The 26,830-nt window shown below is 59.7% G+C and carries 16 protein-coding genes and 8 pseudogenes; 10 read left to right on the top strand and 14 right to left on the bottom strand.

What is annotated here, in order from left to right; all coding sequences use genetic code 11:
- Window positions 1-1,156: 1,156 nt before the first annotated feature.
- A complete protein-coding gene (locus HU230_RS40385) occupies window positions 1,157-1,396 on the bottom strand; it encodes a hypothetical protein (protein ID WP_221345255.1) in 240 nt (79 codons plus the stop codon).
- A 976-nt stretch (window positions 1,397-2,372) separates the two neighbouring features.
- Here HU230_RS40385 and HU230_RS40380 point away from each other — a divergent pair.
- The gene (locus HU230_RS40380) at window positions 2,373-3,221 is read left to right on the top strand and encodes a radical SAM protein (RefSeq protein ID WP_176533554.1); all 849 of its coding nucleotides are present in this window, start codon (window positions 2,373-2,375) and stop codon (window positions 3,219-3,221) included.
- A 365-nt stretch (window positions 3,222-3,586) separates the two neighbouring features.
- Here HU230_RS40380 and tnpC (HU230_RS40375) read toward each other — a convergent pair.
- Window positions 3,587-4,353: pseudogene (gene tnpC / locus HU230_RS40375) on the bottom strand (IS66 family transposase); the annotation flags it as partial.
- Window positions 4,354-4,413: 60 nt separating this feature from the next.
- Here tnpC (HU230_RS40375) and HU230_RS40370 point away from each other — a divergent pair.
- Window positions 4,414-5,418, top strand: a complete 1,005-nt coding sequence (locus HU230_RS40370; RefSeq protein ID WP_176529064.1) for an IS110 family RNA-guided transposase — start codon at window positions 4,414-4,416, stop codon at window positions 5,416-5,418.
- Between the two features lie 229 nt (window positions 5,419-5,647).
- On the opposite strand, the pseudogene tnpC (HU230_RS40365) reads toward HU230_RS40370, so the two are convergent.
- The 3 genes and pseudogenes from tnpC (HU230_RS40365) to HU230_RS40355 form a co-directional block, all read right to left on the bottom strand.
- Window positions 5,648-6,475 (bottom strand): annotated as a pseudogene (tnpC, locus tag HU230_RS40365) (IS66 family transposase); the annotation flags it as partial.
- A gap of 43 nt (window positions 6,476-6,518) precedes the next feature.
- Window positions 6,519-6,866 carry an IS66 family insertion sequence element accessory protein TnpB gene (gene tnpB / locus HU230_RS40360; RefSeq protein WP_050382259.1) on the bottom strand — a complete coding sequence of 116 codons (348 nt, stop codon included), beginning with the start codon at window positions 6,864-6,866 and terminating at the stop codon, window positions 6,519-6,521.
- 75 nt (window positions 6,867-6,941) lie between these two features.
- Complete coding sequence (locus HU230_RS40355) at window positions 6,942-7,556, bottom strand: IS4/Tn5 family transposase DNA-binding protein (protein ID WP_215907628.1); 615 nt, start codon at window positions 7,554-7,556, stop codon at window positions 6,942-6,944.
- Between the two features lie 22 nt (window positions 7,557-7,578).
- Here HU230_RS40355 and HU230_RS40350 point away from each other — a divergent pair, with 22 nt between their 5' ends.
- Both HU230_RS40350 and HU230_RS40345 read left to right on the top strand, forming a co-directional pair.
- Window positions 7,579-7,875 (top strand): hypothetical protein, encoded by a 297-nt coding sequence (locus HU230_RS40350; protein ID WP_173640782.1) that lies wholly within the window; start codon window positions 7,579-7,581, stop codon window positions 7,873-7,875.
- Between the two features lie 8 nt (window positions 7,876-7,883).
- Window positions 7,884-8,837 (top strand): class I SAM-dependent methyltransferase, encoded by a 954-nt coding sequence (locus HU230_RS40345; RefSeq protein ID WP_173640781.1) that lies wholly within the window; start codon window positions 7,884-7,886, stop codon window positions 8,835-8,837.
- Between the two features lie 113 nt (window positions 8,838-8,950).
- On the opposite strand, the pseudogene HU230_RS40340 reads toward HU230_RS40345, so the two are convergent.
- Together HU230_RS40340 and HU230_RS40335 are read right to left on the bottom strand one after the other, a co-directional pair.
- Window positions 8,951-9,448: pseudogene (locus HU230_RS40340) on the bottom strand (transposase); the annotation flags it as partial.
- A gap of 463 nt (window positions 9,449-9,911) precedes the next feature.
- Window positions 9,912-10,361, bottom strand: a complete 450-nt coding sequence (locus HU230_RS40335) for an RICIN domain-containing protein (protein ID WP_166072413.1) — start codon at window positions 10,359-10,361, stop codon at window positions 9,912-9,914.
- A gap of 925 nt (window positions 10,362-11,286) precedes the next feature.
- Between HU230_RS40335 and HU230_RS40330 the strand changes: the two genes are divergently transcribed.
- On the top strand, window positions 11,287-12,639 hold the full coding sequence (locus HU230_RS40330; protein ID WP_176533555.1) for an IS1380 family transposase: 1,353 nt from the start codon (window positions 11,287-11,289) through the stop codon (window positions 12,637-12,639).
- 611 nt (window positions 12,640-13,250) lie between these two features.
- On the opposite strand, the gene HU230_RS44245 is transcribed toward HU230_RS40330, so the two are convergent.
- Both HU230_RS44245 and HU230_RS40325 read right to left on the bottom strand, forming a co-directional pair.
- The gene (locus HU230_RS44245; RefSeq protein ID WP_420840919.1) at window positions 13,251-13,469 is read right to left on the bottom strand and encodes a DUF7694 domain-containing protein; all 219 of its coding nucleotides are present in this window, start codon (window positions 13,467-13,469) and stop codon (window positions 13,251-13,253) included.
- 182 nt (window positions 13,470-13,651) lie between these two features.
- Window positions 13,652-13,822: a hypothetical protein gene (locus HU230_RS40325; protein WP_176533556.1), complete on the bottom strand. Its 171-nt coding sequence runs from the start codon at window positions 13,820-13,822 to the stop codon at window positions 13,652-13,654.
- A gap of 2,116 nt (window positions 13,823-15,938) precedes the next feature.
- Here HU230_RS40325 and HU230_RS40320 point away from each other — a divergent pair.
- Together HU230_RS40320 and HU230_RS44425 are read left to right on the top strand one after the other, a co-directional pair.
- Window positions 15,939-16,361 (top strand): transposase, encoded by a 423-nt coding sequence (locus tag HU230_RS40320; RefSeq protein WP_224944044.1) that lies wholly within the window; start codon window positions 15,939-15,941, stop codon window positions 16,359-16,361.
- Window positions 16,362-16,401: 40 nt separating this feature from the next.
- A pseudogene (locus HU230_RS44425) lies at window positions 16,402-16,777 on the top strand (DDE-type integrase/transposase/recombinase); the annotation flags it as partial.
- A gap of 45 nt (window positions 16,778-16,822) precedes the next feature.
- Here HU230_RS44425 and HU230_RS40310 read toward each other — a convergent pair.
- The 4 genes and pseudogenes from HU230_RS40310 to HU230_RS40295 all read right to left on the bottom strand — a co-directional run bounded on the left by HU230_RS40310 (window position 16,823) and on the right by HU230_RS40295 (window position 23,507).
- Window positions 16,823-18,232: an integrase catalytic domain-containing protein gene (locus tag HU230_RS40310; RefSeq protein WP_176533558.1), complete on the bottom strand. Its 1,410-nt coding sequence runs from the start codon at window positions 18,230-18,232 to the stop codon at window positions 16,823-16,825.
- Between the two features lie 449 nt (window positions 18,233-18,681).
- Window positions 18,682-19,404, bottom strand: a pseudogene (gene istB / locus HU230_RS40305) (IS21-like element helper ATPase IstB); the annotation flags it as partial.
- Window positions 19,404-20,903: an IS21 family transposase gene (istA, locus tag HU230_RS40300; protein WP_166309211.1), complete on the bottom strand. Its 1,500-nt coding sequence runs from the start codon at window positions 20,901-20,903 to the stop codon at window positions 19,404-19,406. The pseudogene istB and the gene istA, both read right to left, overlap by 1 nt.
- Before the next feature lie 1,321 nt (window positions 20,904-22,224).
- Window positions 22,225-23,507, bottom strand: a pseudogene (locus HU230_RS40295) (IS256 family transposase).
- A gap of 146 nt (window positions 23,508-23,653) precedes the next feature.
- Between HU230_RS40295 and tnpA the strand changes: the two are divergent.
- The 3 genes and pseudogenes from tnpA to tnpC (HU230_RS40280) all read left to right on the top strand — a co-directional run.
- On the top strand, window positions 23,654-24,079 hold the full coding sequence (gene tnpA / locus HU230_RS40290; RefSeq protein WP_224944042.1) for an IS66-like element accessory protein TnpA: 426 nt from the start codon (window positions 23,654-23,656) through the stop codon (window positions 24,077-24,079).
- Window positions 24,076-24,429, top strand: a pseudogene (tnpB, locus tag HU230_RS40285) (IS66 family insertion sequence element accessory protein TnpB); the annotation flags it as partial. The gene tnpA and the pseudogene tnpB (HU230_RS40285), both read left to right, overlap by 4 nt.
- Before the next feature lie 124 nt (window positions 24,430-24,553).
- Window positions 24,554-25,467 (top strand): annotated as a pseudogene (gene tnpC, locus HU230_RS40280) (IS66 family transposase); the annotation flags it as partial.
- Between the two features lie 88 nt (window positions 25,468-25,555).
- Here the strand turns inward: tnpC (HU230_RS40280) and ltrA are convergent.
- Window positions 25,556-26,797: a group II intron reverse transcriptase/maturase gene (gene ltrA, locus HU230_RS40275; protein ID WP_224924221.1), complete on the bottom strand. Its 1,242-nt coding sequence runs from the start codon at window positions 26,795-26,797 to the stop codon at window positions 25,556-25,558.
- Window positions 26,798-26,830 lie beyond the last annotated feature (33 nt).

The following is a 26,830-nucleotide window of genomic DNA, read 5'->3' as shown; positions in this document are numbered from 1 at the left end:
CGGCGCGAGACGTGAACCTTGCAACCCGGCGACAGCACCTTGCTTGTGAGCGAACAAAGATGAGCCGGTCAAAACGGCTGATCCCAACACTTGTCACGCGCGTGAGCGTTCGTGGCTTGGCTTCTCGCCACTTGCACTTGTGCGCGAATTCTTGCGCTCTACGCCGCTCAGCCATTGCACCAAGCCAAGCCCCTGTTGCGAAGACCCGGTTGGCAGCCTACTTCCAGCTGTCGCTCGGTCGGACGCTGCCCCCAGCATCCGCTCGCAGGTTAGCGGGATCCAAGACAGGCTCCAATTGACGTGGTCGCACGTTATGCTCTCCGACCTCCTGCGCACGTGCGCTGAAGTGTCCCAGAGCAGATCGATGAGCCGTCTTCACGCTTCGGCGTTTGCTCGAGCTCTGTCAATTCTGCTTGGTACCTGGCCACATCCGATCGCGCGCGAAGGAGCTTGACTTTGATCTCGTCTCGTCGCCTCGATTCCTCTTCAAGCCGCCAATTATCCTCGATCGGCTCAATGGTCATTTACGTACGGTCTCCGATCTGCAGATGACTACAATCCTCAAAGCCTCGGACTGTCGATCTCCGGCGCAGGTGGACCTTTGCCAGAACGACTTGAGGCACTGTTCACAGCAAGTTGCTCGAATTGTGCGTAGCACGTTTAGGATCACCATTCGTCGATACCGTACAGAGCAATCTCATCCTCGGCGCAGGACCGAAGCCGCACCGGAAGATAGAGAGCTTGCCAGGCGAGGCTGCGTCTCCGATGCAGCTCGCTGACCGCTTGAAATGAACGAGCAAGTTTCATCTGACTCACAGATCAGGTGCCGCGAGATCGCAATAGTCGCCGCAGCGGATGCTCGGCACATCGAGCAACCGACGTGCCAGTGACGCCGACCGCCGTTTTTGACGAATCGCGGCACCTCTCGGCGCGCTGTCTGGATACCGACGTCGGGCTTCGGACAACCGACGTCTTCGATCACTGGGCTGAAATGGCTCATACTGCAAGTGGTCTGGGCGGACTTACCAAGCACACACCATCGAGTGCGCAGATCTCGGATCAATGCTATTCTACCTCGGCGCAACTTTGCAAATGAGAGCTGAGCGAATATCGTGGCGCTCGATCAGCTGTCATCGTGGGACAGCCTCTGTGCGGCTCAACTGAAAACGGCGCCGGCAGGCGGCTTGCCGTCGGCGAAGTCAGCTGCCGCCTTGGCGTGCAGCTTGGCCGAATCGAACAGCGACAGCTGTGTATGCTCCGGCCCGATCAGCAGGCCGATCTCGGTGCAGCCGAGGATGACCGCATCGGCGCCTCTTGCGCGACCGCGCGCGATGATTTCAATAAAGTCCTGCTGATCCGAAATGACAACCGCCGCAAAGTTCATTGAAAACAACATTGTGGATCCGGCTCCGATCCTTCTCGTCGGGCACGATCGGCGAAAGATCGAACCGCTCACGCAGTCGGTCACAATGGAACGGCTGCTCCATTGTGTAGAGCGTGGCCAGCAACAGCGCCCGCTTGATGCTCGCAGTGACGAGAGCTGCTCCGGTCACATCGATGATGTGGATGAGCGGCACGCATAGGTTCACCGTGACGAACGTGTCTCCATGGCGGCAAGAACATCTCTTGGAGAGGATCACATGGTAGCTGGCATCGAGAAGTTCCGGGGTTTTTCGCGGGACATGAGGACCACTACGTGATCATCGGCGTCACAGCATGCGGCCTGCTGTTCGACGCCGTTGGTCTTCCAACGCCCCCACCGCTTCCGGTTGCAGCTCTCCCGACGTGACTTGCGCTGCTTTCAGTTGCTCGGCTATCGCGTCTGCGACACATGATGCTCGACCGACGGGGTGCTGCGCTCGCAGTCAAGTTGTTGAATAGAATGAACGACGGCTTTTCGGGGTCTCTTCCCCCACAGTTGGCACGACTCTTGAGTGTCTCTCGTTGCCCGGCGGCACGAGTTGCCGACGGCCATCACTGATTCTTCCTCTCATTGAGAAGGGAAGCAACAATGAAGATCGATATGTCAGCTTAAGGTGTGACCAAAATTAACTGCTGAAGAAGCATCTGCAACTTCAGGAGGCCGGTTTTGGCTCCTCATAGGAGCAGTGGGCGGAATTCTCGGGGTGCAGCCGGTGTAGTTATATCTGCGGGCGTCTGGTTTCCTAAATATAAGCCGTACGGCTAGACTGGTCTCTTACACGTAAGCCGCACGGCTAGACCCGATGAACACAAGTGACGAAAACGCCGTACGGACTACAGATTAGCAGCTTCCATGGAAGCTGCTAATCACCACAAGCCATGAACTTGTGGGCTTCGGCGAACGACGGCGTTCAGGCATTCACCGGGTTTGGCAATCAATAGGTTAGGTCATGAATTGTCTGGACTTTCTTCGGACGAGCATAGCGAAAAAGGAGCTGCCGACCTACGTCTATGGCTATCCTTCCAAGCGAGCTTATCGGGTTTTTCCGCAGCCACTTCGCATAACTGATGTCGTTGAGCAGGCTAGCCGTTCTAAGCACATCAACATCTATATCCATATACCGTTCTGCCGCTACCGGTGCACCTACTGCACGCTCTTCCTGACAACGCGTCAAAACCCGGCGACGGGGGAGTCTTATGTTGCTCGATTGGCGGAGCACATCGCGCGATATGGAGAATACTTCGGAGATCGAGAGGTTGTAAGTATCTATTTCGGCAGCGGCACGCCAACTCTGCTGACTCAGCATCAATTCCGCGAGCTTTTCGCCGCCCTTGAGGCTGCATTTCCAAAACGAAGCCGGAAACGTGAGATTACGGTCGAGAGCGCGCCAGACACTTTCGACAACAACCTTCTGGATTGCCTGAAGGCCTTTGGCGTCAACCGAATGAGCATGGGCATCCAGACCATGGTACCCGGCGAGCTTGCGCACTCAGGTAGACCATATTCGGTCGAGACTGCAGAAGCGGGAATCAAAGCGCTGACGGAACGGTTTTCCCACGTCAATCTTGATCTGATCTACGGCCTGCGTGGTCAAACTCGCGACTCCTGGAACTTTTCGCTTGGCCGCGCGCTCGACTACGAGTCGCAGACCCTCTCCCTTTACCCCGTTGTTGTTCGTCCGATGACAAACATCATGACCTCAAAGGCGCACGCCCCCGAATTATTCTTCTCTGATGCGGATAAGTATGAGGTCTACGACCAGAATGTTGCTCTGATGGCGTCCAAGGGTTACCGCTAGGAATCCTTTACGCGTTTCACCAAGATCGCTGGCGATCGTGCCTACCGGCAGGAGAACTCGGATTTCGAGGGAACGCCCCTGCTAGGATTAGGAGCTGGCGCCAGAAGCTATTTCGGGCAATATCACTACGGCTCGGACTATGCCGTCGATTCGAGCGCGGCTTCGTCAATCATCCACGCTTTCTCGGCCCGCTCCTTCGTTCCTGAGGCGATAGCATCGCACGGGATCACACTGACGCCGAACGATCTTGCGCGTCGCTACGTCCTGCTTGGCCTCACGTTGTCAGCCCTGAGCAGAAGGAGCTACGCTTCAGTAGTACGCATCCGGTCAGCACCCCGGGCAGGCGCGCCAGTCAGCCGTGGCGGTCAGGCGGCAGCCGCTCTGGACTGTTGGGTCGCCTTCCAATTCCACGGGAGCAGGTCGGCGACTTTGTTGACGGGGTGATCTGGAAGCCTGGCCAACACATCCGCGAGCCAAGCTTGCGGATCAACGTCGTTCATCTTGCAGGTTTCGATCAGGGTATAGACGGCGGCGGCGCGATGGCCGCCGGCATCAGAACCGGCGAAGGTCCAATTTCGTCTTCCGACAGCCACACCGCGTAAGGCTCGTTCGGCAGCGTTGTTCGAGAGGCAGACGCGACCATCGTCCAGGAAGCGGGTGAACGCCGCCCAACGGTTGAGCAGGTAGTTGATCGCCTTTGCAGTATCGTTGCCTGATGAGAGCAAGGTTCGCTGCTGACGCATCCAGATTTCGAGATCGGCGACGATCGGCCTCGACTTATCACGACGTACCGCAAGCCGCTGTTCCGGCGTTTTGCCGTTGATGGTGCGCGCTCGATCTCGAACAGGATATCGATGCGTCGCACGGCCTCGCTGGCAATCGGCGCCTCTCCAGATTTCGCCAGGTCGAAGAACTTTCTGCGGCCGTGGCTCCAACAGGCCGCTTCAAGGATCGGAGCTGGCTTCCTTTGGGCCTTGTAGAGCTGGTTATACCCATCGAAGGCATCGGCCTGCATGAGGCCGACATAGCCGGCAAGATGGCTTTGCGGGTGTTCTCCAGCCCGGTTGCGTGAGTAGTAGAACAGGGCCGCCGGCGGATCCGTGCCGCCAAACGGCCGGTCATCGCGAACGTAATGAGATGGACGGTCCCCGCCCTGATAAGCTCGAAAGAGCACCCAGAAGGAGGACAAGCTATGGCTATGATGACAATTGGGCTCGATATCTCGAAGAGCTGGTTTCAAATCCATTGGATTACGGCGGATGGAGAAATCGTCCGCAAGAAGCTCGCCCGCGGGAAGGTTCTCGATTTCTTTTCACGGCTTCCAAGTTGTCTCGTTGGTCTTGAGGCTTGCGGCAGCGCACATCATTGGGCTCGTGAACTGATGAAGCTTGGACACAAAGCACGTCTTATGCCGGCCCGCTACGTACGAGCCTACGTGAAGACAAACAAGCATGATGCTGCTGATGCGGAGGCGTGCTGGGAGGCCGTCCAACGACCTGGCATGCGCTTTGTCCCTGTAAAAACCGTCGAGCAGCAGGGAATTTTAATGCTACATCGCACGCGCGATTTGCTTATTCGACAACGCACAGGCGCGATAAATGCTCTGCGCGGTCATTTGGGCGAGTTAGGGATCGTGACCGGAAAGGGAAAAGCAAACGCGAGAGAGCTCATGGCACTCGTGGACGTTGACGAGCGTATTCCACAGAGCGCGCGTAGCGCCCTTTCAATCCTTGTCGATCAGATCGAAGACCTTGAGCTACACATTGAAAGCTACGAAAAGATGATCCTTGCAACTGCCAAAGACAATGAAGTCTGTCGGCGTCTCATGAAGGTGGCGGGCATCGGCCCATTTGCCGCCACTGCCCTAGCGGCGTCTGTCGACCATCCACAACAGTTCGCGTCGGCAAGGCATTTCGCTGCCTGGCTTGGACTAGTACCAAAGCAGCATTCGACCGGGGGAAAAGAGCGGTTGGGTGGTATCAGCAAGCGCGGCGACGGCTACATTCGTAAGTTGCTGATACATGGCGCCCGAGCGGCCGTTCATCGCGTCCGTATCCATCAGGTCCCCAATACTTGGATAAGAGAGCTGCTCGACAGGCGTCCCTTCAATGTCGTGACGGTAGCGCTTGCTCACAAAACTGCACGGATCGCTTGGGCCATCATGGCCAATGGTGAAGAGTACCGCCCGCAAGTATAAATCGGGCGTGGTTCCGTTTGCGAGGGCAAAAGCAGAGTGATGGCAACCGGTCGGACCGGGGTCGGCTAAGCCCGTTGGACCTATCGAGCTTCAGAGCTCGCCAACGTAGTTGGGCGCCGATCCGCGGATCTCATCAAGGCTCGTGGCATTGCCATAAAGCCGGATAGATAGCTGCAAACGATCGTTAGCCGAAACAAAGCAAATGGCCTTGCAAGGCGGGGACCGTCCATAGATAGGTCCAGATCCGGCCGGTAACCGTCTTGAGCTTGGCCAGCACCGGCACCGTCGTATCGTCGGCGTGGATGCGTTCCGCGCTCATGACGTGGATCCGGATCGCCTCAATGATGGGATCGAGTGCGACCACGCAGGCGCCGATCCGATCCGCCAGGGTCGAGACGTCGATCTCGATCCCTTCGCGGGCATAGGTCTTGCTCTGTCGGTTCAACGGCTGGTGCAGCAGGAACTTGTTGACCAGCACCATCGCCAGCAGGCTCGGCCCGGCAAAGCCTCGCGGGATCGGATGGGAGGGCGCCGGCGCCTCGGTGATTGCCTCACAATCCCGGCAGGAGAACTTTTCGCGGACATGCTCGATAATCTTCCAGCGCCGCGGCTCACATTCCAGGGTCTTCGATACCACCTCGCCGAGCTTGTGCAGTCGCTCGCTGCCGCACTTGCCACATACGCAAGGAGCGGGTTCGACGATGCGTTCGATCGGCAGATTGTCCGGCAACGGACGTCGCGGCGGCCGTGGATTTTGCACGCGCTGCTGTTTGGCGGCTTCCGGCGCTGCGAGCTCGGCCTTGGTTTCCTGCTCAGCCTGGGTCTCTTCAAGATCCTCGATGGCGAGTTCGAGCTGCTCGACCAGCAGCTTGCCGCGCTCAGAAGATTGCCCGAACTGTTCTCGCCGTGCCTTGGCCAGCATCAGCTTCAGCCGCTCGATCTCCAGCCGGCCGACGGTCACCTCGCTCTTCGCCAGCGTCAGCTGCTCGCGCTGCGCAATGATCATCGCGTGTGCTGCGGCAAGGTCGGTGGGAAGCGGATCGGCGGGCGTCGTCACGAGGACGAATCAACCATATTCGTCGCAAAAAATCCCGCTCGATTTAACCGGAAGCCTGTGGACGCCAGGTTGCCTGCGGCATCCGCCAATCAATTCCGGAGAGGAGATAGGATAGCTGCGCAACGCTGATCGTCACAACGCCGTCCGCCATTGATGGCCACAAAAAGCGGCCTCGCTCCAGCCGCTTCGTGAACAGACACGCGCCTTGGCCATCATGCCAGATGATCTTGATCAGGTCGCCGCGGCGGCCTCTAAAAACATAGAGATCACCGGCATGCGGATCACGCTTCAAACTCTCCTGGACCAGACGCGCGAGGCTCGGGAAGCCGCGGCGCATATCGGTGTGGCCGGTCGCAAGCCACACCCGCACATTACCCGGTATGGCAATCATCGGCGCTCAAGTACCTCGAGGACCCGCGCCAGCGCTTCTGGATCGACGTGCGAATCCACTCGGATCCGTCGCCGGTTACCGAGGTCGATCTCGATCAATCCAATACGCGCGGCCAATGGGGATCCGTGTCAGGTTGACCTCGCGCCTGAGCGCAGCGACCCCTCTGAATTTCTTTCTGGTCCAGAACTTCACAGCGCTGAGCCCCAGTGGAAGCCCCTCGAGGGTCACCGCAAGGCTCGAATGCATCAATATTCCGCATGTCGTGTACGTTTGGGGTTTCCCGTCCAATCTTCGAGAGTTGCTTTTGGGGATGCGCTTAATCATCCCGATCAGATCCGGGCGCTCCCTTTGATAGGTGAATTCGGTCGTATCATGCAGGACAAGAACAGGCCCCTTCGCAGCCGCGATACGTTCCCGCGTCGCTTTAAAATGACCAGACAGGATATCGGCCTCGCCTACTCGTTCATTGGAGAAGAAACGATAGGCCGCCTTGGTATTCGCCCAGTCTTGGCAAACCATCGGGATGCTCTGTCCGATGTCTCCACCAATCTGCTTCAGCAGCATACGAAATCTCTCGCCAAGTCGAGCGTCCTGGAATTCGCAAAGCGCAGCTTCACGGTCAAACCAAGTCACAACGTCAGACGCCAACCGATGCGCCTTCTCATCCCGGGCGCGTGAAGTGTGTCCCATAGAGCACCTCTTCTCGAATCAGGTGCCCATCAAAGAATCACAAGCGATTCTGGCGACTCAAGTTTTTCGGCTCAGCGCACCTCAAAAGATGTGGGTAATCGTAAGGCCCGCCGGATGCGTACCTTCAGTATTCGGTCGCGAACTGACGGTCGATTTCAGCGAAGAGCTCAAAGCGCTCGAATGTCTGCAACTCGTCGACTTGGCCGACGGTGATACTTATCAACTGACTCACGCGGGATTCAAATATTCTAGCATCGTGGCGAGAGCGTTTTACTCGGACACGATCGTGGCTCTCGAAGAGCAATATAAGGTAGCGTGAGGTGCAGTATGCAAGAGGTCGCGAAGCATTCACCATTCTGGTGGAACTCTGGCTACGCCGAAGCCAACGTATCGTGTATGGGTGGTCCCAGTCCCGAAATCTTCGAGATAGCACCAGCTCTCCGCACGAAGAGCGTGGTTGTGGAGCTGGGTTGCGGGGAAGGCCGCAATGCCCTCTATTTGGCCCATTTTGATCATCAGGTGATCGCGACCGACATCTCCGAAACCGCTATCTCCAAGCTGAACCGGCTCGCAGGTGATCTTGGCGTGAACATAGCGAGTGGGGTCGCTCGCGTTGAAGACTTCCGGCCGCCTGCTTGCCTGGACGTCTTTATAGCGCATTGCGTATTGCATTTCACGGAACGGGGAGTCTGGAAGCCGCTCGTCACGGCCTTAATGAATCGAACGCGGCCTGGTGGATTTCATTGCTTCACAAACACGCTCGATCAACCAGACCATCCTATTTCGAAGGAGGCTTTGGCATCTGGTCACAAAAACTCGTTCCAGCGCGGCGAGCTCGAGGCCATCTATACAGAAGCGGGCTGGGCGATCTTGCGCTCCGATCATTACATCAAATGGGACTCGCACCCTGGCATTCCAATCCATTCACACTGCCTCGAGAAAGTTGTGGTTCGTAAGCCAATTGGATCTGAAGATCTCCCGCGAATGAGAGCCGAGCCCATCAAGGTAGCCGGGATGATTCCTGTCAAACAATTTGATACCTTGAAATTGGGCACACCACGCGATGCCATAGTTGAAATGCTCGGCTCGCCGCCAGCCAGCCATGGGTTGAAGACTACCCGGAAGACAGTTGGCGGCAACAATCAAGTGGCCATAGCGGACGGCTACGTGCGTGAGGATATGATCTATGGCGATCACGGCCTCCAGTTCGTCAATGGAACGCTTACCGGCAAATATCGATACCTCACGCCCCCGAAGCGCTTGCTCATTCAAAATAAGTGATGCTCGAACGGTTTCTCATTGGCCGCCTTGGCCCGTCGAAAAGGTCTTGGGTCACGTCCGGGATGTCCCGATCAGTGTTGAACTACGTCGGGCCGACGTTGCCGGAATGAATGTTACGCGGCCCTCGAGACGTGGGCAACGGGCTTGATCGTCATGCGATCGTGGCGAGCTTGAAGGGCCGCACGCAGAACCGACAATTGCTTATGCGCCTTCAATCGTCGGAAGCCCTTGTTGGCCTCGATCATGCCGGCCGCGACCCATCGCAAGGCCATACCGGCATCGCGCCAGCGTTTGATGTTGCGCGTGACGCCGCGAATGGTGCCCATCATGTTCTCGGCGATGTTGGTACAGGCGAGCGATCGACGAAGCTCCTTCGGCAGCTTCAGCCGGACGACAGTCAGGATTTCGTCGAGGCCTTCGAGGATGCTCGCCGCTACACCGGGCCATTGCTCGTCGAGTCGACGGGCGAGATTGCGGATCAATTTTTCAGCCTTGTCGGCGTCATTGAGCTCCCAGGCCTGGCGCAGCACCCGACGGGTGGCCGCATGATGCTCTTTCGGCAGGCGTTCCATGATGTTGCGTGCCTTGTGGATCTGGCAACGTACCGTCGCCCATATTGAGGCGACGATGCTCGGCCTCGACATCCGTTTCGTCGTCACCAGCCTCGATGTCGGCTCGGGGAACTGGTCAGTGCAAGCCTCACACCCCGGGCTTTGAGGGTTTGGAGCGCCTCGCAGATGGAAAGAGCTCGGGGACATTAGTCCAATCGAGAGGTGTGGTGTGCCACCAAACCACTGAACGCGCCGCCGATGGCAGCACAAGAAGCCAACTTTATCCAGAAGCCTCGTCAGTCAAGGGACTCCGACCTGAGCCCGGGCGGAGAATAGGTCAATGAGTTGGTGAGCGCAGACCGACACAATTGGTGACCAAGCGAACGGCCGACCTTACGGTTGAGTTGCACGGCTGCGCAACGTCCGGTTCTGTGGCGGCGAATATTCACAACCGGAATGCTCGCCGCCGCATTGTCGCGTACCGCTACCCGTCGCCATTGAGGAGCCGAGCGGCCGAACGGCGTCAGGCCGCATTCTCCGCAACTTCCAAGGCCCGCAGGTTCATCAAGGGAACGAAGTTCCATTGCTGCGCGGGCGAGCCGTTGAACTTGAACAGCCAAACCGGGTTGCCGTCACTCGTGCCACGAGTCTTATTATCGATACACAGACTGTTATCCGGGAGGCTAAGGATGAAGCCGGGGCTCTTGAGAAATTCCCACCGCTGACTTTGGATGGCTGGGTTATACACTTTGAGCGAGAGGAGAGCCTCCGGCGCGACGCGATCGGTGCCGACCGCGAGATTGCCCCCGCTCGAGTTCAGTGTAATCGCTCCAGTATCGAAGTTGAGGTCCCAGAGAACGTAACGGAGAGGCGTATCTTTCTTCCGCAGCACGACCGCCGCACCGTCTTGCTGATCCTTCACGCCGAGCACGAAGTTTCGGTCTTGTTTGTACTCGATAAGGTAAAGACCCATATTTTCCTCCTGTTGGTTTGCTAAGCTTGCGAAGGCGAGTCCTATCCAGCACGCAGAGGGGGCTGGGCGTTTGAGCCTTCGTTGTGATCTAAGCAAATGACATGCCACGGCTGCGTTGTGCTCTGGGAAGAGGCTACTCGAGCAACGCTTGCGCTGTTCTCGATCACGGCATTCAAGACCACGTACTTTGGCTATCCTCAAAATAAAGATGGACGTCGCGAGTTCAGGTTCAATGGAATAGCTCTTCGACAACCGCACGCACGAGCGCGCCATCACGGCTGCATCTCGCCCTTGTACGCACGCAGGCAATAGAGAGCGGAATGCTATGAAAGGCCTTTCTGTTTTGGTGGCTTTGGGGGCTCGGGTGGCGGAACAGTCTTGTGAAGCTCTACAATCGCGTCGAGCACGTCGCTAATCGAGATATTCCCCTCCGACCATTCTTTAAGCGCCGCTATCGCCTTTGTCAGAGCCTCTTCGCGGGTCACGGCATGATCCCCTGTGATGGATGGCTGAGACCGATCAACAGTAAAGACGCACGGACGGTGGGGTGGATCGCCGCCCGTGCGAGTTGGCGCTACGAAAGGGGCTTGATTGTCTCGTAAGCGTCACTAACGTAGAAGCACCCAAGCCGTCGATATCTCAGCAACTTGCGTGCCAGACGGTCATTGGATGTTCGCGGGAAAACGATGTGCTTTCACAGCGCCCGGAGGCTTCTCGCGGTCAATCAGTATCAGCTTTCGGACATGCCCGTCATCACGTGCAAGCAAATGAACGAAGTGGGGCAAAGAAACAAACGCGCTTAGCCCGTCTTATCCGTCAGAGGGCGCCTGAGAGGCTGGCGAGCGTGGTGTAAAGCGCTGATGCGGCGTAGGATTCGGTTGCAAAGCCAACCCCATCACCTTCAGCCGCGAACACCACGCCCGCCATGACCGATGATACGATTCTGCCCTTCTCGTTTCCAGCCGTTCACGCCAAGAAAGTCACAGCTGCCTTCGATGGCGGTCGGCTGACCTCGAACGGGGGCGTGATGCTTCTGGCGATGGCCGAGCGGCGTCTCGGCTTGGCCGACAATTTGGCCCGCGTGTTCCCGGATCGGCGCGATCCGACGCGGGTCGTGCACAGCCTTGTCGATATGTTCCGCGCGCGCATGTTCGCGATCTGCTGCGGCTACGAGGACGCCGACGACCTCGATCATCTGCGGTCCGATCCCGCATTCAAGCTGGCCTGCGGACGGCTGCCGGACACGGGTCGCGATCTGTGTTCCCAACCGACGCTGTCGCGGCTGGAGAATGCTCCGCGCCTGCGCGACGTGATCCGACTGACCTACACTTTGGTCGACGCATGGATGGATAGCTACCCGCGCGAGCCGGCATCCGTCACGCTCGACATCGATGATACCTGCGATGTCGTCCACGGCCATCAGCAGCTCTCGCTGTTCAACGCTCATTATGACGAACGCTGCTTCCTGCCGATCCACGTCTACGACACGGAGAAGAGCCGGCCCGTGGCGGTCGTGCTGCGGCCCGGCAAGACGCCGGGCGGCGTCGAGGTGCGTGCCCATCTGCGCCGCCTGATACGGCATATCCGGACGCGGTGGCACAACACGCGAATTACGTTCCGTAGCGACGGGCACTATGCCCGGCCGGAGGCACCGGAGGCAATGGCGTGGTGCGAGACCAACGGCATCGACTACATCTTCGGTCTGTCCGGCACCAAGCCGCTCGCCAGAAAAGTCGACGAGGCCGCCGACGACATCCGCACGCGACGCGCCATCGAGAACCTGCCGGTTCTGCGTGGCTATACCGAGACGCGCCACAAGGCAAAGTCCTGGGATCGCGAACGACGTACCGTCGCCCGTATTGAGGCGACGATGCTCGGCCTCGACATCCGTTTCGTCGTCACCAGCCTCGATGTCGGCTCGGCCGAGTGGATCTACGACAGCCTGTATTGCGCGCGCGGCCAAGCCGAGAATCTGATCAAGCTGCATAAGACGCAGCTCGCCTCCGATCGCACCAGCTGCCGTTCGGCGCTCGCCAATCAAGTCCGCCTCGTTCTCCACACCGCCGCTTATTGGCTGATGCTGACCGTGCGCGACGCGATTCCCAAAGCCCGGGAATTGGCCACAGCCGAGTTCGCGACGCTGCGTCTTCGTCTCTTGAAACTCGCTGCCCGTGTCGTCGAGACCACGAGCCGCATTCGCCTTGCGTTTGCCGCGGCCTGTCCCGAAGCCGACCTGATCCGCGGCTTGCCAGGCGCGCTGCTGCCGCTCGGTCCTTGACCGGCGAGGCGTCCGCCCCCGTTCGCCCAACCTACACCTCAAGCGCGTTGCAAAGTACCGGTCGTCAGGCGGTGAAAAGCCGAAGGCAATCCCGCGCGCCTCGTCAGAGCAGATGTGTGGCCACATCAAGCGGACTAAAAAAGCACTCTCACGAATAGGACGGGTTAGCCAAAGCTCCGCTCTCAGCTTCCGCTTGGGAAGCTGAAGTCGGCTGCCGCGGGCACAGAATCGGTCTCAAAGTGCTGAACCAAGGGCTGAAGCACTAATGCGGCCGCTCGCCGCGCGATATCGTTTGCGAATAGATCATGATGCGCTTGCCCCGCGAAGGCGGGTGGTCAGGCTGACTACGAGAGATGCGCAATGACCGACTTGCGGACCTGATAATCACTCCGACGGCGCGAATTATCGCCAAGAAGTCGTCGAAGCTCCCCCTGAGGCCAGCCGCGTGAGACATCCTCTCCACTGCCGCCTCTCGCTTGGCGGCAGTGATCCCGGGTTGACCTCCCGTCCGTCGCACACAGAAGAACACTTGCGACGTGAGCTGGTTGCACGGCCTTCCGGCGACGCCGAACCGATCTTTCTGCACCCGCTCTGCCTCGTCCTCTAAACCATCATACCGTCGCGCGAATCTTAGCAGACAACATTGCCGCTTCGGATGGTCCTAGCCCAACAATACCTACAAAGCTCGGCGGCGGCCTTGGGATGTGCCGATCAGTGGGTCTCCAGAGGTGAAGGCAGTACCGGCTGTTATTGACATACTGCGAATGCGGCGGATGCAATTGCATGACGCATTCCTCCTCATCCCAGAACAAGTCTTTGACAAAGCACATCTCTTGCCAGTTCGGACAACGCCGCGGCGTCGAAACGGCGACCTGCTCCCAGCCCGGACGGACAAAGCCACTGATTTTCAGTTCACTCCCGCAAGGGCCCTGCACCAAGAACAGCCCACCGGGGCCTGATCCTGGTACGCTGGCGAACTTGCCGGATCGTACGCGGCCGGCTTCCAGCTTCTCTATGATCTGCGCTCGCACGCACCCTCCTTTGCTTTACGGATCGCTTTGAAGTCGACGTAGATGACGTTGTTTGGCAACTCATGAGCCGGCGCAAGCTCCGTCAGCAGCGTAGCGGTCGAGCACCACTCTCCAGCGAACCATCTGCTGAGAAAGCCGCAGATGTCCATCATCACTTGTTCTCCCATTACTTAGTTCTCGGCAGCTCACATCCTCTTCAAGCACCCGACGAACGCCTTCACTGCACTCCCCGATTGCATGAAAGGCCGGCGATGCACGAAGTGCTCGATCCGATTCATCCGCGGAATTGACCTCCACACTCACGAACACCCGATGGGGTAACCAGCCCCGCCAGACAACTCGGTCACGAAGCGCGCTTTTGGCGACACATCTTACTTACCCATGCCCGCGGGCGCTGATCACCCGGCGCCGGACAGAGTGCGCTTCAGCAAGGTAAGATCCGCGCTCGATTTCCCGCACTTGCAAAACGAGTGTTCATTAGCCTTTCCGTTCAAGTCTCGAGGATGCATCTCGGCAATATGAAATTTGTCAATCGACGCGTATCACTTCATCCCTCCTGTTCTGATGTCGCATCCGATATCCGTTTGTGCACTCGATTATGGCTCGCCGAAACGACGTCACGCCGCACGGACTGACGCGACGCAAAAGCAATATCGGCTTTGGCCCGATGCGGCCTTGTGACGTGGCAGCACTTGAATCATTCGCAGCTCTCGCCGCTAGCGGAGCCTGAAACAATGCCAATACGTCATCTATGTGACCATGAAGAACTTGTCGGACCAAAAATTCGAACGGGCGCGTCTAGCTCGTGAATGTTTGGCACAATGTGTTTCGGATCGAGTTGATAGCATCCTACGGCTCCTCGCGAGGATGATCCGACATGACGAGTTAGTCCTTTGGACAGACCATCACTGCGACCATCCGCGGATCTTCAGGCGCGTCGATACAATGCAACAGCTGGCACATCGTTGCAGGTATGACGTCAGCAAACATTCACGCTTGCCTCACATTGCTGGCGTCGGCTTTCGGACATCGATGGTCGCGGCTCCAACAATCGTCGATTGGTCCACAGCGCCGCACTCTAGAGGCACGCATCTAACCCTTGTCGAGCGGTGCGGGCACTTCTCGATTACTGGCATACTGATTGCTGTAGTGTCGAAACAGGAAGGACACGCTATCCCGACATCAATTTGCATTGGACTCGTTGTTTGGTGTTTGGTTTTGACTTATGCATTGCCAAAGCACGTTTCGGACTTGCACGGCATCTCCCTGATCGATAATACGCGACCAAGTCGACAGGCCGCATACCTCACGTGCAACAAGCCGAATTCTGACACTCCGAGCTTTGGAAGACCAACTGATGGATAACACGAGGCGTCCGGACGCTAACCTTTTTCCCTGGACCAGTGGAGCATGCGAGGAATGACGCACTGGCGCGCACCAAAGCAGTCCATGGTGAAGCATTACGCTGCTGACCGCCGCTCTTGGCAGACGCAGAGGAGATGGAACCTGTCGCCGCTGGCCGGGCTTCTCTTTCATGCGCTGCTTTGGGCCAGTATATGTTGGATCATCGCAGCGTCCTTATGAGCGAAACGATGAGCCAGAGGAGATCTCAGTGGATGGGTGCTGGTATAGGAGGGCTTTTCGATGCCGTCGTATACCGCGGCCGCGGTCTTGCAATTGTTGAGTGGCTAGATATGGAAACCTCCGAGGTCAGACAGGCAGGTGAAGAAGTGTTGGATATCGCGGATTATCGGACTTATATGCCTGCAAGCTTGACTTGACCTGACGGCAGCTATTTTCCCATCCGGTATTCGGCACTACGCCCGACAAGTGCTTTACGTTTCTCGCGCAAGAACGGGACTAAGATCGGCGCGCCGGCTCGATAGTAGGCGGATTAGCTTTCGAGAAGCTGACGAAAAGAGTACGCTTGCGCCTATACAATCCCTTGTAGGTCGTTAAAGCGGCTCGCTGCGCTGAGGCGGCATGCTGACTGGGATTCGATTGGAACGATTTGTGCGAGAGAGGACCGTCTGGAGATTCTCGGCACGGCAGCCTCTGCAATGAATCGCCCACCCGAGTACCGAGCCAGATTGTTGCTCGCCGTTGGCATTCGTGGCGATCTGCCGATGGAGGTTCCATCGACACGCGAGACGCTACGACTCTTGGCCGGACCAAGTGCCCCGCTCGTTCTTGTGAAAATGGACCCCGATTTTGGGACCAGAGGTTAAGTTGGAAAAGGGCCGCTCCGTTTGATAGACGGAGGGCATGATGACGACGAAGACGAGACGCAAGATCGACGCGGCACTGAAGGCAAAGATTGCGCTGGAAGCCGTGCGGGAGCAGGCGACGGTGGCCGATCTGGCCCAGCGCTATGAGGTTCACCCGAACCAGATCTATGCCTGGAAGAAGCAACTGCTGGACCAGGCGGCGCGGGCCTTTGATGCGGGTGTCGGGCGCGAGAGCGAGGAAACGCGTGAACGCGAGATCGAGAAGCTGCACGCCAAGATTGGACAACTGACGGTCGAGCGCGATTTTTTAGCGCGGGAAGATGAGCACGCCGGACCGTCGAGGAATGCTCGATCGCGCCGACAAGGCGCTGTCGATCCCGTCGGCAATGCCTGTTGCTTGGCATCGCGCGCTCCGGGGTCTACCGGCCGCCCCGGCCGGCCAACGACAACGACCTTGCCCTGATGCGGCGGATCGACGAGCTGTTCATCGCCTGGCCGTTCGCAAGCGCGTGCAGCGGTTGATGCGCAAGATGGGCATCGCGGCGCTGGGACCGAAGCCGAACACGACGAAGCCGGCGCCGGGCCACAAGATCTATCCTTATCTGCTGCGCAACATGACGATCGACCGGCCGAACCAGGTGTGGGCCGCCGACATCACGTATCTGCCCATCGGCCGTGGCTTTTCTTTATCTCGTCGCCATCGTCGACTGGGCGAGCCGTGCGGTTCTGGCGTGGCGGTTATCGAACACGATCGACGTCTCGTTCTGCGTGGCGGCTCTGGAAGAGGCGCTGGCGAAGTACGGCAGGCCGGAGATTTTCAATACCGACCAAGGCAGCCAGTTCACCAGCGCGGCCTTCACCGGCGCGTTGGCGGGTGTCAATCGGCGTTCGACTGGGACCCCCGTATTGCCTCAGGAAGTAATGTTACCCGGGATGAAGGTCTACGAGCTGCCCCAGACCGGTCTCGAGCCGCGGCCAGCTCGGTGGAGAGGCTGTGGGCGGGGCGGAGTGCTCATCACACGCAGCGCCGTCCACAGCCTCGGGCCGTATTTCATCCACGGGCATGGATACGATGGCTGTCTCCGCCACCTTCCGCCGGAGGGACCGAAGCAGGCGCTGAACGATCGAATGCTGCTTGTAGCTGAACATCGAAGGATCGATCGTGGCGAGCCTGCCCACGATGGCCAGTGCAGTGAGCTGTGGCTCGACGGCGAGCCAGTTCTCGATGATCGCGAGATGGGGGTCGAGCTTCGAGGGCATGCGAATACGCTTTTTGTATCGCCGTTTCGGCCGGCGGTGCGTGCCCCGCACTTCGGCGGTTTTTGCCGCCGTGCCGAGCGATCGGGCAAACGAGAGCGGATCAGCCGGCGATACGGTGGGAACCTTCGCAAGACCGCGCTTGCCGATCCGTTCGCCGAGCTCTTCCTGCGCCGTGCGGATCGTGGCAAGCAATTGTATGGGATCGAGAGTCCGATACGTCTGGCGCAGACGGCGCTTGACCGCTGATGGGAGTTTCGGGTGCCCCAGTGCGCGTTCGTATGGTGTGGCAGGCGGATGATAGCGTTTGATGATCTTGGCACCCTCGCGGCGCTTCTCTTTGAGCTTGAATGACGGCTGGAAGAAGTTCACCAGCAGGCGCGCCGCCGCGTAGAGACGTGCCATCACGCGGGCCGTCTCGACCCCGTCGAAGCGACCGTATCCGACGAGCCGCCGGACCACCGCACCGTTCTTCTGCTCCACGAAAGCCTGATCGTTCTTTTTGTAGGCACGTGACCGCGTTACCTCGATCTTCTGTGCTCGGCACCATGGAACGACGACGTCGTTCATGAACGCGCTGTCGTTATCGAAGTCGGCGCCACAGATCACCCACGGGAACAGGCCCTGTGCTCGCGTCATCGCTTCCACGACGAGGCTGCCATCGCGTGTCACCAGGGGCAGGCATTCCGTCCATCCTGTTGCGATGTCCACCATGGTCAAAGTCTGGATAAACGAGCCGGCGACGCTGGTCCCACCGTGCGCGACCATGTCGATCTCGCAAAAGCCTGGCGGCGGGTTTGCCCAGTCATTGAAAGTGCGGATCGGCACCTCGCGTCGAATCGCCGAGTAGAATCCGACTCGCCGCCGGCGCCCCCCAGCAGCCGCAATTTTAACGTCGATCAACATCCGATCGATCGTCGCCGCGCTCAGAGTTGTCAGCAGCGCACGCTCTGCGCTCGTTGGCTTCAGCCGGCCATGCCGCTCGAGTGCGGGCAACAGCACTGGGATCATCGATACGAGGCGCTTACCGCAGACGCGATCGGAGGCTTCCCACAGCGCGATCAGCGCGTCGCGCACGCTGGCATATTTGCGTCGCCGACTTGTCGCTGGTTCGGTTGGGCTCGTTGCCCCTTCGTCCAGTGGTGGTCTGGGCCTGTCCCTTCCGGCAACCGACAGTGCTCGCACCGCGTGCTTGCGGTGCCAACCCGTCGTTGCTGTCAACTCGTCAAGGATCCGTCCCTTCTCCACTCGTCCAGCCGCACGGTAGCGCCTCGCCACCGCGGCCAACACCTCGCGCCTTGCGCCCATGCTGATCCCGCTCGCCATTGGCGCCACCGACCTGATTCGGTAACGCCGCCCCAGTCATCAGCGGAATTGTTCGGTAACATTTTCGATGAGGCAATGCGCCCCCTATCGGCATCCAAAAGGGACCCCTTTGATCGGCGTGCTCTGCTGGTAGCGCTCGGGTCGTCGGAGCTGGTCGGGGTTGCGGAGACGGCGCGAGCGCGGGTTGTTTGAACATCGTCGCGGCTTTTGAATCGCCAGCTGTCGTTGCCGGTCTCGACGATGTCGCAGTGATGGGTCAATCGGTCGAGTAGCGCGGTGGTCATTTTGGCATCACCGAACACACTGGGCCATTCGCCGAACGCAAGATTGGTGGTGACAATGATGGAGGTGCGCTCGTAGAGCCGGCTGATGAGATGGAACAGGAGCTGACCGCCGGATTGCGCGAACGGCAGATAGCCCAGCTCGTCGAGAACGATGAAGTCCATGCGGGTCAGATGCTCGGCGAGCCGTCCCTGCCGACCGTTGCGGGTCTCGGTCTCGAGCCGGTTGACGAGGTCGACGACGTTGTAGAAGCGTCCTCTGGCGCCATCGCGGATGCAACTTCTGGCGATGGCAATGGCCAGGTGGGTTTTGCCTGTACCGGTGCCGCCAACCAGCACGACGTTGCGTTGTTGGGCGATGAAGCCGCCGCCAGCGAGATCATTGACGAGAGTCTGATTGATCGGCGTGCCGTCGAACTGGAAGTCGGCGATGTCCTTGGCGAGCGGCAGCTTGGCAATGGTGAGCTGGTATTTGATCGACCTGGCTTGCTTCTCGTTGATCTCGGCGTTGAGCAGGTCGCCGACAATGCGTTGAGGCTCGTGCTGGCGCTTGACGGCAGTTGCCATGATCTCGTCGAAGGCAGCCTTCATGCCGTAGAGCTTAAGTTCGCCCATGAGGTCGAAGATTTGGGTTCGTTCCATCAGATGGTCCTCCGGAGGTTGTCGTAGCGGGCACAATCGGCGATCGGTGCATGACGGAGCGTCAGTGCGGCCGGCGTCATGATGTTGGCCGGTGGGGCGGGTTCACGTTGACGGGCCAGGATATTGAGAACGACATCGGCGGAATGGACGCTGTGACTGAGCGCTTCGGCACAAGCCGCTTCCACCGCGGACAGACCGTCAGTCAGCACCGCGGTGAGGATGTCGACCATCTGCCGATTGCCATCGTCGGTGCTGGCCAGCTTGCGCCGGATCCGCTCGATCGCGGCCGGCAGCACCCAGTCTTTGAAGGGAGCACCGTTGCGCAAGGCGCCGGGTTTGCGGGCGAGCACCGGCACATAATGCCAGGGGTCGTAGACGGTATCGCCGCGGCCAAAGGATCGCGGGTGCTCGGCAACGATACGTCCATCCTGACGGATCACGATGCGATCGGCATAGGCTTGAACCTCGACCGGTCGTCCGACTGCACTGGCTGCGACCGAGTACTTGTTGTTGTCGAAGCGCACCAGGCAGGTCTTCGAGACCGATGCTGTCACCGCATGGAAGCCGTCGAAGCGGCCGGCATAGGGAACGAGTTTGGGGCGTTCGGCTTCGAACACGTCCCAGATCGTCTGATCGACCAGCTCCGGATGGCGATGAGCCTTGGCGTAGGCGATGCACTTGTCGAGCAGCCAGGCGTTTAACTCGTCGAGGTTTTTGAACCGCAGCCGCGGCGTGAAGAAGCGCTCCCGGACCAGCCCGACCTGGTTCTCGACCTGCCCCTTCTCCCAGCCCGACGCTGGCGTACAGGCGACCGGATCGACCAGATAGTGGCTGCACATCTGCAGGAAGCGGCGATTGTAGAGACGGCCTTTACCGACAAAGATCGTCTCCACCGCGGTCTTCATGTTGTCGTAGATGCCGCGGGTGCAGGTGCCTTTGAACAGGGCGAATGCCCGGTCGTGGGCGTCGAACACCATCTCCTGCGTCTCCCGCGGATAGGCCCGCACGAACAGCATGCGACTGTGACAGAGCCGAACATGAGCAGCCTTCACCATCACCGTGGTGCCGCTCAGCAGGACCACCTCGTGGCTCCAGTCGAACTGGTAGGCTTCGCCTGGTGCAAAGCTCAGCGGCACATAAGCCGACGCTGTCGAGGTGCCGCGTTCCTTGGTCCACCGTCGGGCGTATCGACGAACCGCATCATAGCCGCCGGCATAACCCAGGCCGCGGAGTTCCTCGAATAGCCGGATCAGCGTCAGCCGTTCCCGCGCCGCCTTGCTCTCATTCCCTGCCAGCAACCGATCAAGCTCGGCACTCCAGGCACCCATCTTCGGGAGCGGCTGCGTCTCGCGCTCGTACCGGAACTCCGTCGCTTGAGAACGAATGACCTTGCGAACCACCTTCCGCGATACGCCAAGTTCTCGGCAGATCGCCTTGATCGGACGACCATCAACAAAGTAGGCGCGACGGATCTTACCAATCGTCTCCACCACCAGCATCCCAACCTCGGCTTCCATGACTCGATGGAAGCCACTGTGGACCCTTATCCCGGGGTCCCGATTGGATGCCGATCACCCCGAAACGGGGGTCCTTATTCCATGCCGAAACACACTTGGCTATCTTGAGAAGCCTATCTCTGGCTTTGCCGTACGCCAGCGCTTCCGCTTTCTCTCGCGTTGCTTCCGCACGGCCGCGCCAAAGGTCGGGATCGTAGAGTTTACTCTTCGGATTCATAGCGATGAACATGCAATTTGCAGATCAAACAAATGTGACAGTGGCGCTCCGTACAATTACGTAGCAGTGACGCTTGTGGCCCTGGGTTATCAGCGAGTAGACACCAACGGTGCGCGCAAACTCACACTTGCCCTGAGCGTGGTCATAGAGACGCCGCGGTTTACAAACACTCAGCGCGAGGTTTCGCCGGAGCACACTCGTCCTTCTGACGGACCCTGTAGATCCCAAGACGTATTCAGACGACAGGGCTTGAATCGCACGTGGCGTCAGATTGCACGATCCTAGACGAGTGAAGACTGTTTCGAACAATCCGGGCGTTTCCCGCCAAATCCCCAGAACTGCGAATGTTTCAAACACCCCAAGCTCAACCCGCGAGATTCAAAGCACACTTGTCTGCACCTTATTGGTGGCTGGTCCAATGAGAGGTAGAAACAATTGCGCTCTTCGAGACATGGACGGCCCCTTTCGATCATGGCATGCGCAGGGGAACGGACGCCCGGTACTGACGCCAACTCGATTGCCCCCGCTCTTGCGTCAAATGAAGTGGCACGCACGTTGCGGGACCGCGCCGCGCGTGACAGGGACACGCGCGATGACAGCTTTGCCTGCGCAGTCGAGTGCATCATTTGTCAATGGATTGAGCAGCCCTGCCTTGGGCGCTCCTCGCCGCCTTTCCTGGCCCGCGGTCACAAGTCCTGTTCGATCCCTGCGTCGGGACTACGATGGCCTCCTCCGTCGGTTGACTCGTCATTAGGCTGCGGCCGCACTTTAGACTCATGCAAAAGCCTCCCAATGCCTCACGAGATCGGGGCATGACCGCGGCCACCGCACGATCACCGAAAGCTTAACCGTGATCAAATTGTTCGGTCAGTGCAGCTCGGCGCCGGCAACGACAGATGCTGACAAGTCGCCGCGAAAATACCGACTCCCGGCCCGGATGGTTTCGCAAGAGAAAAAAACGGTCTCGCAGGCGCCCACCGTAAGCGCCGTTCAGCGGCCACCTTCCGGACCACGGGCGATCTGCGAGTCTGCGGTTTGTTTGAACCGTTAGGAGCTATCGCCAAATTTTGGTGACGGCGCGGCCGGTCAGGCGGCGGCGGTTATGGGCTGACGGTCAGTCGGTTTGGCGATGAGCTCGATCCCGTCGTTGAATGTCACACCGAGAACGAGTTTTGGCAACTGGTTGTGGCCATCGAGACGACGCCGGCTTTTCTGCGCGGCCTCAAGCAGTTTGAAGACCATCGCGGGCGCCGTTCTGTTGGACAGGCAGCCCTTCGATCGGATCGTGCGGTGGCGCACGGTAGCGAAGGTGCTTTCAATGGGATTGGTGGTCCGCAGGTGTTTCCAGTGTTCGGCCGGGAAGTCGTAGAACGCCAGTAGCGTGTCCCGATCCTTGCTCAGGCAGTCGGCCGCCTTCTCGTATTTGGGCGTATAGCTCTCGATGAAGGCGTCGAACGCCAGCTCGGCGGCGGCCTTGGTTTCGGCCATCCAGCTCTCCTGCAACGCGCGTTTGGCTTTAGGCTGCTGGCTCTTCGGCAACTTGGCGATCACGTTGGCGGTCTTGTGTACCCAGCAGCGCTGCTCGCGCGTTTTCGGCCAGACCTCGCCGGCGGCCTTCCAGAACCCGAGCGCGCCGTCGGCGATGGTGAGCCGCGGCGGCACGCCGAGCCCGCGCCGCTTCAGGTCGAGCAGCAGATCGCGCCAGTCCTGCGCGCTCTCGCGGGCGCCATCGGTGAAGCCGACCAGTTCCTTGCGGCCTTCCGGCGTCGCGCCGATCAGCACCAGGATGCACTGCTTTTCGTCTTCGAGGCGTGCTTGGAGATGGATGCCATCGGCCCAGATGTAGACGTAGCGCTTCGCCGACAGATCGCGCCTCTGCCACGCGGTGTGCTCGTCAAGCCAACCGTCCTTCAGACGGCCGATGGCGGATGCCGACAACCCGGCAGCATCCTTGCCGAGCAGCGCCGCCAGAGCCTCGGAGAAGTCGCCGGTGGAGATACCCTTCAGGTAAAGGATCGGCAGCAGCGTCTCGATCGATTTCGAGCGGCGCATGTAGGGCGGCAGGATCGACGGAGAGAACCGGATGCGGTCGGGATCGGTAGCCTCCGCCTCGCGATCGCGTACACGCGGCTGGCGGACGCCGACCGGACCGATACCATCCATCACCTCGCGTTCCGGCAGGTGACCGTGGCGCACGAGCGCTGGTGGCCGTCCGCAGTCTTCAAATCGGCATGCTTGCCGAGAAAGTCCGCGACCTCGGCCTCGACCGCCTGGGCCAACAGAGCACGCGCCCCATTGCGCAAGATTTCGGTGAGTTGATCGTCGACGTTTCCTGGCTGAATCAACTTGATGATGTTATCTTTGGACACGGCATATCGCTCCTTCGGTGGAGAAGTGGAGGCGTCAAGCACCCCCACGATATGCCGCCTTCCCGATTCCCGCCGTCACCAACTTTCAGCGATAGCTCACCGTTAGGCTTAGAATGGACACAGAGCATAGTGCTATCACGGAGCCGGTGCGGCGGCTTGAAGTCTTCACCGGAGCCGGCCGCCGGCGGAAGTGGAGCGATGAGGACAAGGTGCGGATCGTTGCGGAGATCGTGGCGAGCGGCGGCTCGGTCTGTTCGGTAGCGCGACGGCATGGATTGTCGCCGCAGCAGTTGTTTGGCTGGCGCCGTCAGTTGCGAGAAGCTGCGGGCGGTCATTCCGAAGTGGAAGAAGTACAGTTTGTGCCGGCGGTGGTGGATGCCGCGGTGCCGGCGTCCGCTGTTGATCGGGAGCGCAAAGCGGTGCGCTGCAAGGCCAAGGCGGATACCCGGGCTCGCCGTTGCGATGCCGGGATCATCGAGATCGAAGTCGACGGCATCACAATCCGGGCCGGTCGTGGTGCGGATACGACGATGATTGCGTCGATTGTCCAGGCACTGAAGGCGAGCCGGTGATCGGCCCGTCGGGTGCGGTCCGGGTGATGGTGGCGACCAAACCGGTGGACTTCCGCAAGGGGATGGAAGGGCTCGCGATCCTGGTGCGCGAGAGCATGCGGGCAGACCCATTCTCGGGAGCTGTCTATGTGTTTCGGGCCAAGCGGGCGGATCGGATCAAGCTGGTGTTCTGGGACGGAACGGGTCTGTGCCTGTTCGCCAAGAGGCTCGAGGATGGGATCTTCCGCTGGCCGACGATCGAGGACGGCGTGATGCGCCTGTCGGCGGCGCAATTGTCGGCGCTGCTGGAGGGGCTCGGCTGGCGGCTTGTGCATGAGGCGCGAGAGACGCCGGCGCCAACGCAAGCCGGATATTGTTGGCAGCGCTGCGGCGAAGTGAATCAGGAGCGTCGAACGCGTCGTCAGACAGCGGCGAATATGCTCTGAATTGGGTGTGAGCGACGCCCTGCCTGACGATCCCGAGACGCTGAAAGCGATGCTGCTTGCCGAGCGATGCGAGAGCGAACGGCTGCGTCAGATCATCAAGGAATTGCAGCGACATCGGTTTGGCCGGCGGGCAGAGACGCTGCCTGAAGATCAGATGCTGCTGGGCCTGGAAGACGTCGAGCAGGTCGCCGCATACAACGAGACGGCGCAGGACGTGAGCGCACCTGAAGGCCGTGAGGTGCAAGCCGGTAGGCGCCGCGTCAACCGTGGCGCCTTGCCGGCGCACCTGCCGCGGATCGAAGTCGTCGTCGACATCGAGGACAAGACCTGTCCCTGCTGCCAGGGCGAGTTACATCGGATCGGCGAGGATAGAAGCGAGCGGCTGGACCTGGTCCCGGCGCAGTTCCGGATCCTCGTGACCCGGCGTCCCAAATACGCCTGCCGCGCTTGCGAGGACGGTGTCATGCAGGCGCCGGCCCCGGCCCGGTTGATCGAGGGCGGACTGCCGACCGAAGCAACCGTCGCCCAGGTTCTGGTGTCCAAATATGCCGATCACCTGCCGCTCTATCGGCAGGCTCAGATTTACGCCCGCCAGGGCATTGAGCTCGATCGTTCGACGCTGGCGGACTGGGTGGGACAAGCAGCCTTCCACCTGCGTCCGTTGCATGAGCGCCTCCTCGGCAAGCTCAGGCGACGGCCAAAGCTGTTCGCCGACGAGACGACGATGCCGGTGCTCGATCCCGGCCGCGGGCGCACCAAGACCGGTCAGCTCTGGGCCTATGCAGCGGACGACCAGCCATGGGGCGGCGCCGATCCGCCGGGCGTTGCCATGGCTGTGCCCCCGATCGCAAAGCCGATCGGCTAATCGCCTATCTCGCAGGCTTCGAAGGGATCCTGCAGGTCGATGGCTATGCCGGCTATGGCAAGCTCGCCGAGCGTGGCGATGTCCAACTTGCATTCTGCCGAGTAGGCGGGGGTGTTGCCATCCCCGCCCCTCACAGACCCGGACGAGCGGATTACCCGCATCCGGTTCTTCACGCGCAAGCTTCGCTCACGAGACGGCATATTGGTGGACGATCTTGGCTGTTGGCAGTGGGTATCGCGCGAGCATGGCCCGGAAGCGCGTCCACGGCAGATTGCTGTGGCGGCCACGCCGTGCGAGCCATTTCCTCCATATCCGCGTGACTTGGTGGTGGTACCACCTGATGCGTCGGCCGTTTCCGGAGATGCCGTAGTAGGCGCAGTGCCCCCGGATTACCCGTGACAGATGGGTGTGCTGCTCCCTGAACGAACAGTGCAGGTTTTGCCGACACCATTCCATCACAGAAGCCAGCGCGCGTGCGTAACGGTCTTTTGCCGTTATCTGACGGACGACATTCTTGCCTCGCCTCGACAGACCCCACACGTGGGTGAAGCCAAGGAAGTTGAACGTGGTCCCCGCCGTCGCAGGATGACGCCCGCCTGGGCGTTTGAACCGGAAGTCTACGAAGCGAGTCTTGGTCGGATGGAGTTGAAGCCCATACCGATCAAGCCGCTTGGCCAATACGTTCAGCAATCGCTTGCCGGACAGGTGGTCCTCAAAGGCAATCACCGCATCATCAGCGTATCGAACCAGTTGGCACCGCCCCTTGAGCCGCGGTCGCGCCACCTGCTCGAACCATTCGTCCAGCACATAATGCAGGTAGATGTTTGCAAGCAGTGGCGAGATCACGCCGCCTTGGGGCGTTCCACCAGTCGTGCGGCGCAGGATGCCCTTTTCGAGCACCCCCGCCTTCAGCCATTTATCAATCATCCTCCGGACGACACCGTCCGTGACTCGCTGGTCGAGGAATCGGCGCAAGTGTGCGTGGTCGATGGTGTCGAAGTATTTCGAGATATCGACGTCCACCACCCAGCGCAGCCCTTGTTCCATGAACCCGGTACGTAGAGCGTGCAGGGCGTCATGGGCCGATCGTCCCGATCGGAACCCGTACGAGCACGGCAAGAAGTCCGTCTCGTAGATCGGCTCCAGCAGCAGGAGAATCGCCCGCTGCACCACCTTGTCTTCCAGTGTCGGGATGCCCAGCGGCCGTCCCGTGCCATCCGCCTTGGGGATGTAGTGCCGTCGCACCGGCGGCGCGATGTAACGGCCGGATTTGATGCGCGCCAGGAGATCATCAAGATTGACCTCCAAGTTCGCCTCATAGTCCGTCGCCATCATGCCGTCGACGCCGGGCGCGCCATCCTTGCGCGTCAGACGATAAGCCTCGAGCATCCATTCACGGTCGATCAGGTGATGCAGCGCGGTCAGCACCCGCTCGGGATGTTGCCTCGCCAGATCGGCTAT

Origin of the sequence: Bradyrhizobium quebecense (assembly GCF_013373795.3) — a bacterium.
In the GTDB taxonomy this organism is placed as follows: Bacteria; Pseudomonadota; Alphaproteobacteria; order Rhizobiales; family Xanthobacteraceae; genus Bradyrhizobium; species Bradyrhizobium quebecense.
Note: the sequence above shows the minus strand (reverse complement) of the source record. Positions and strands in the feature narration are given on the sequence as shown.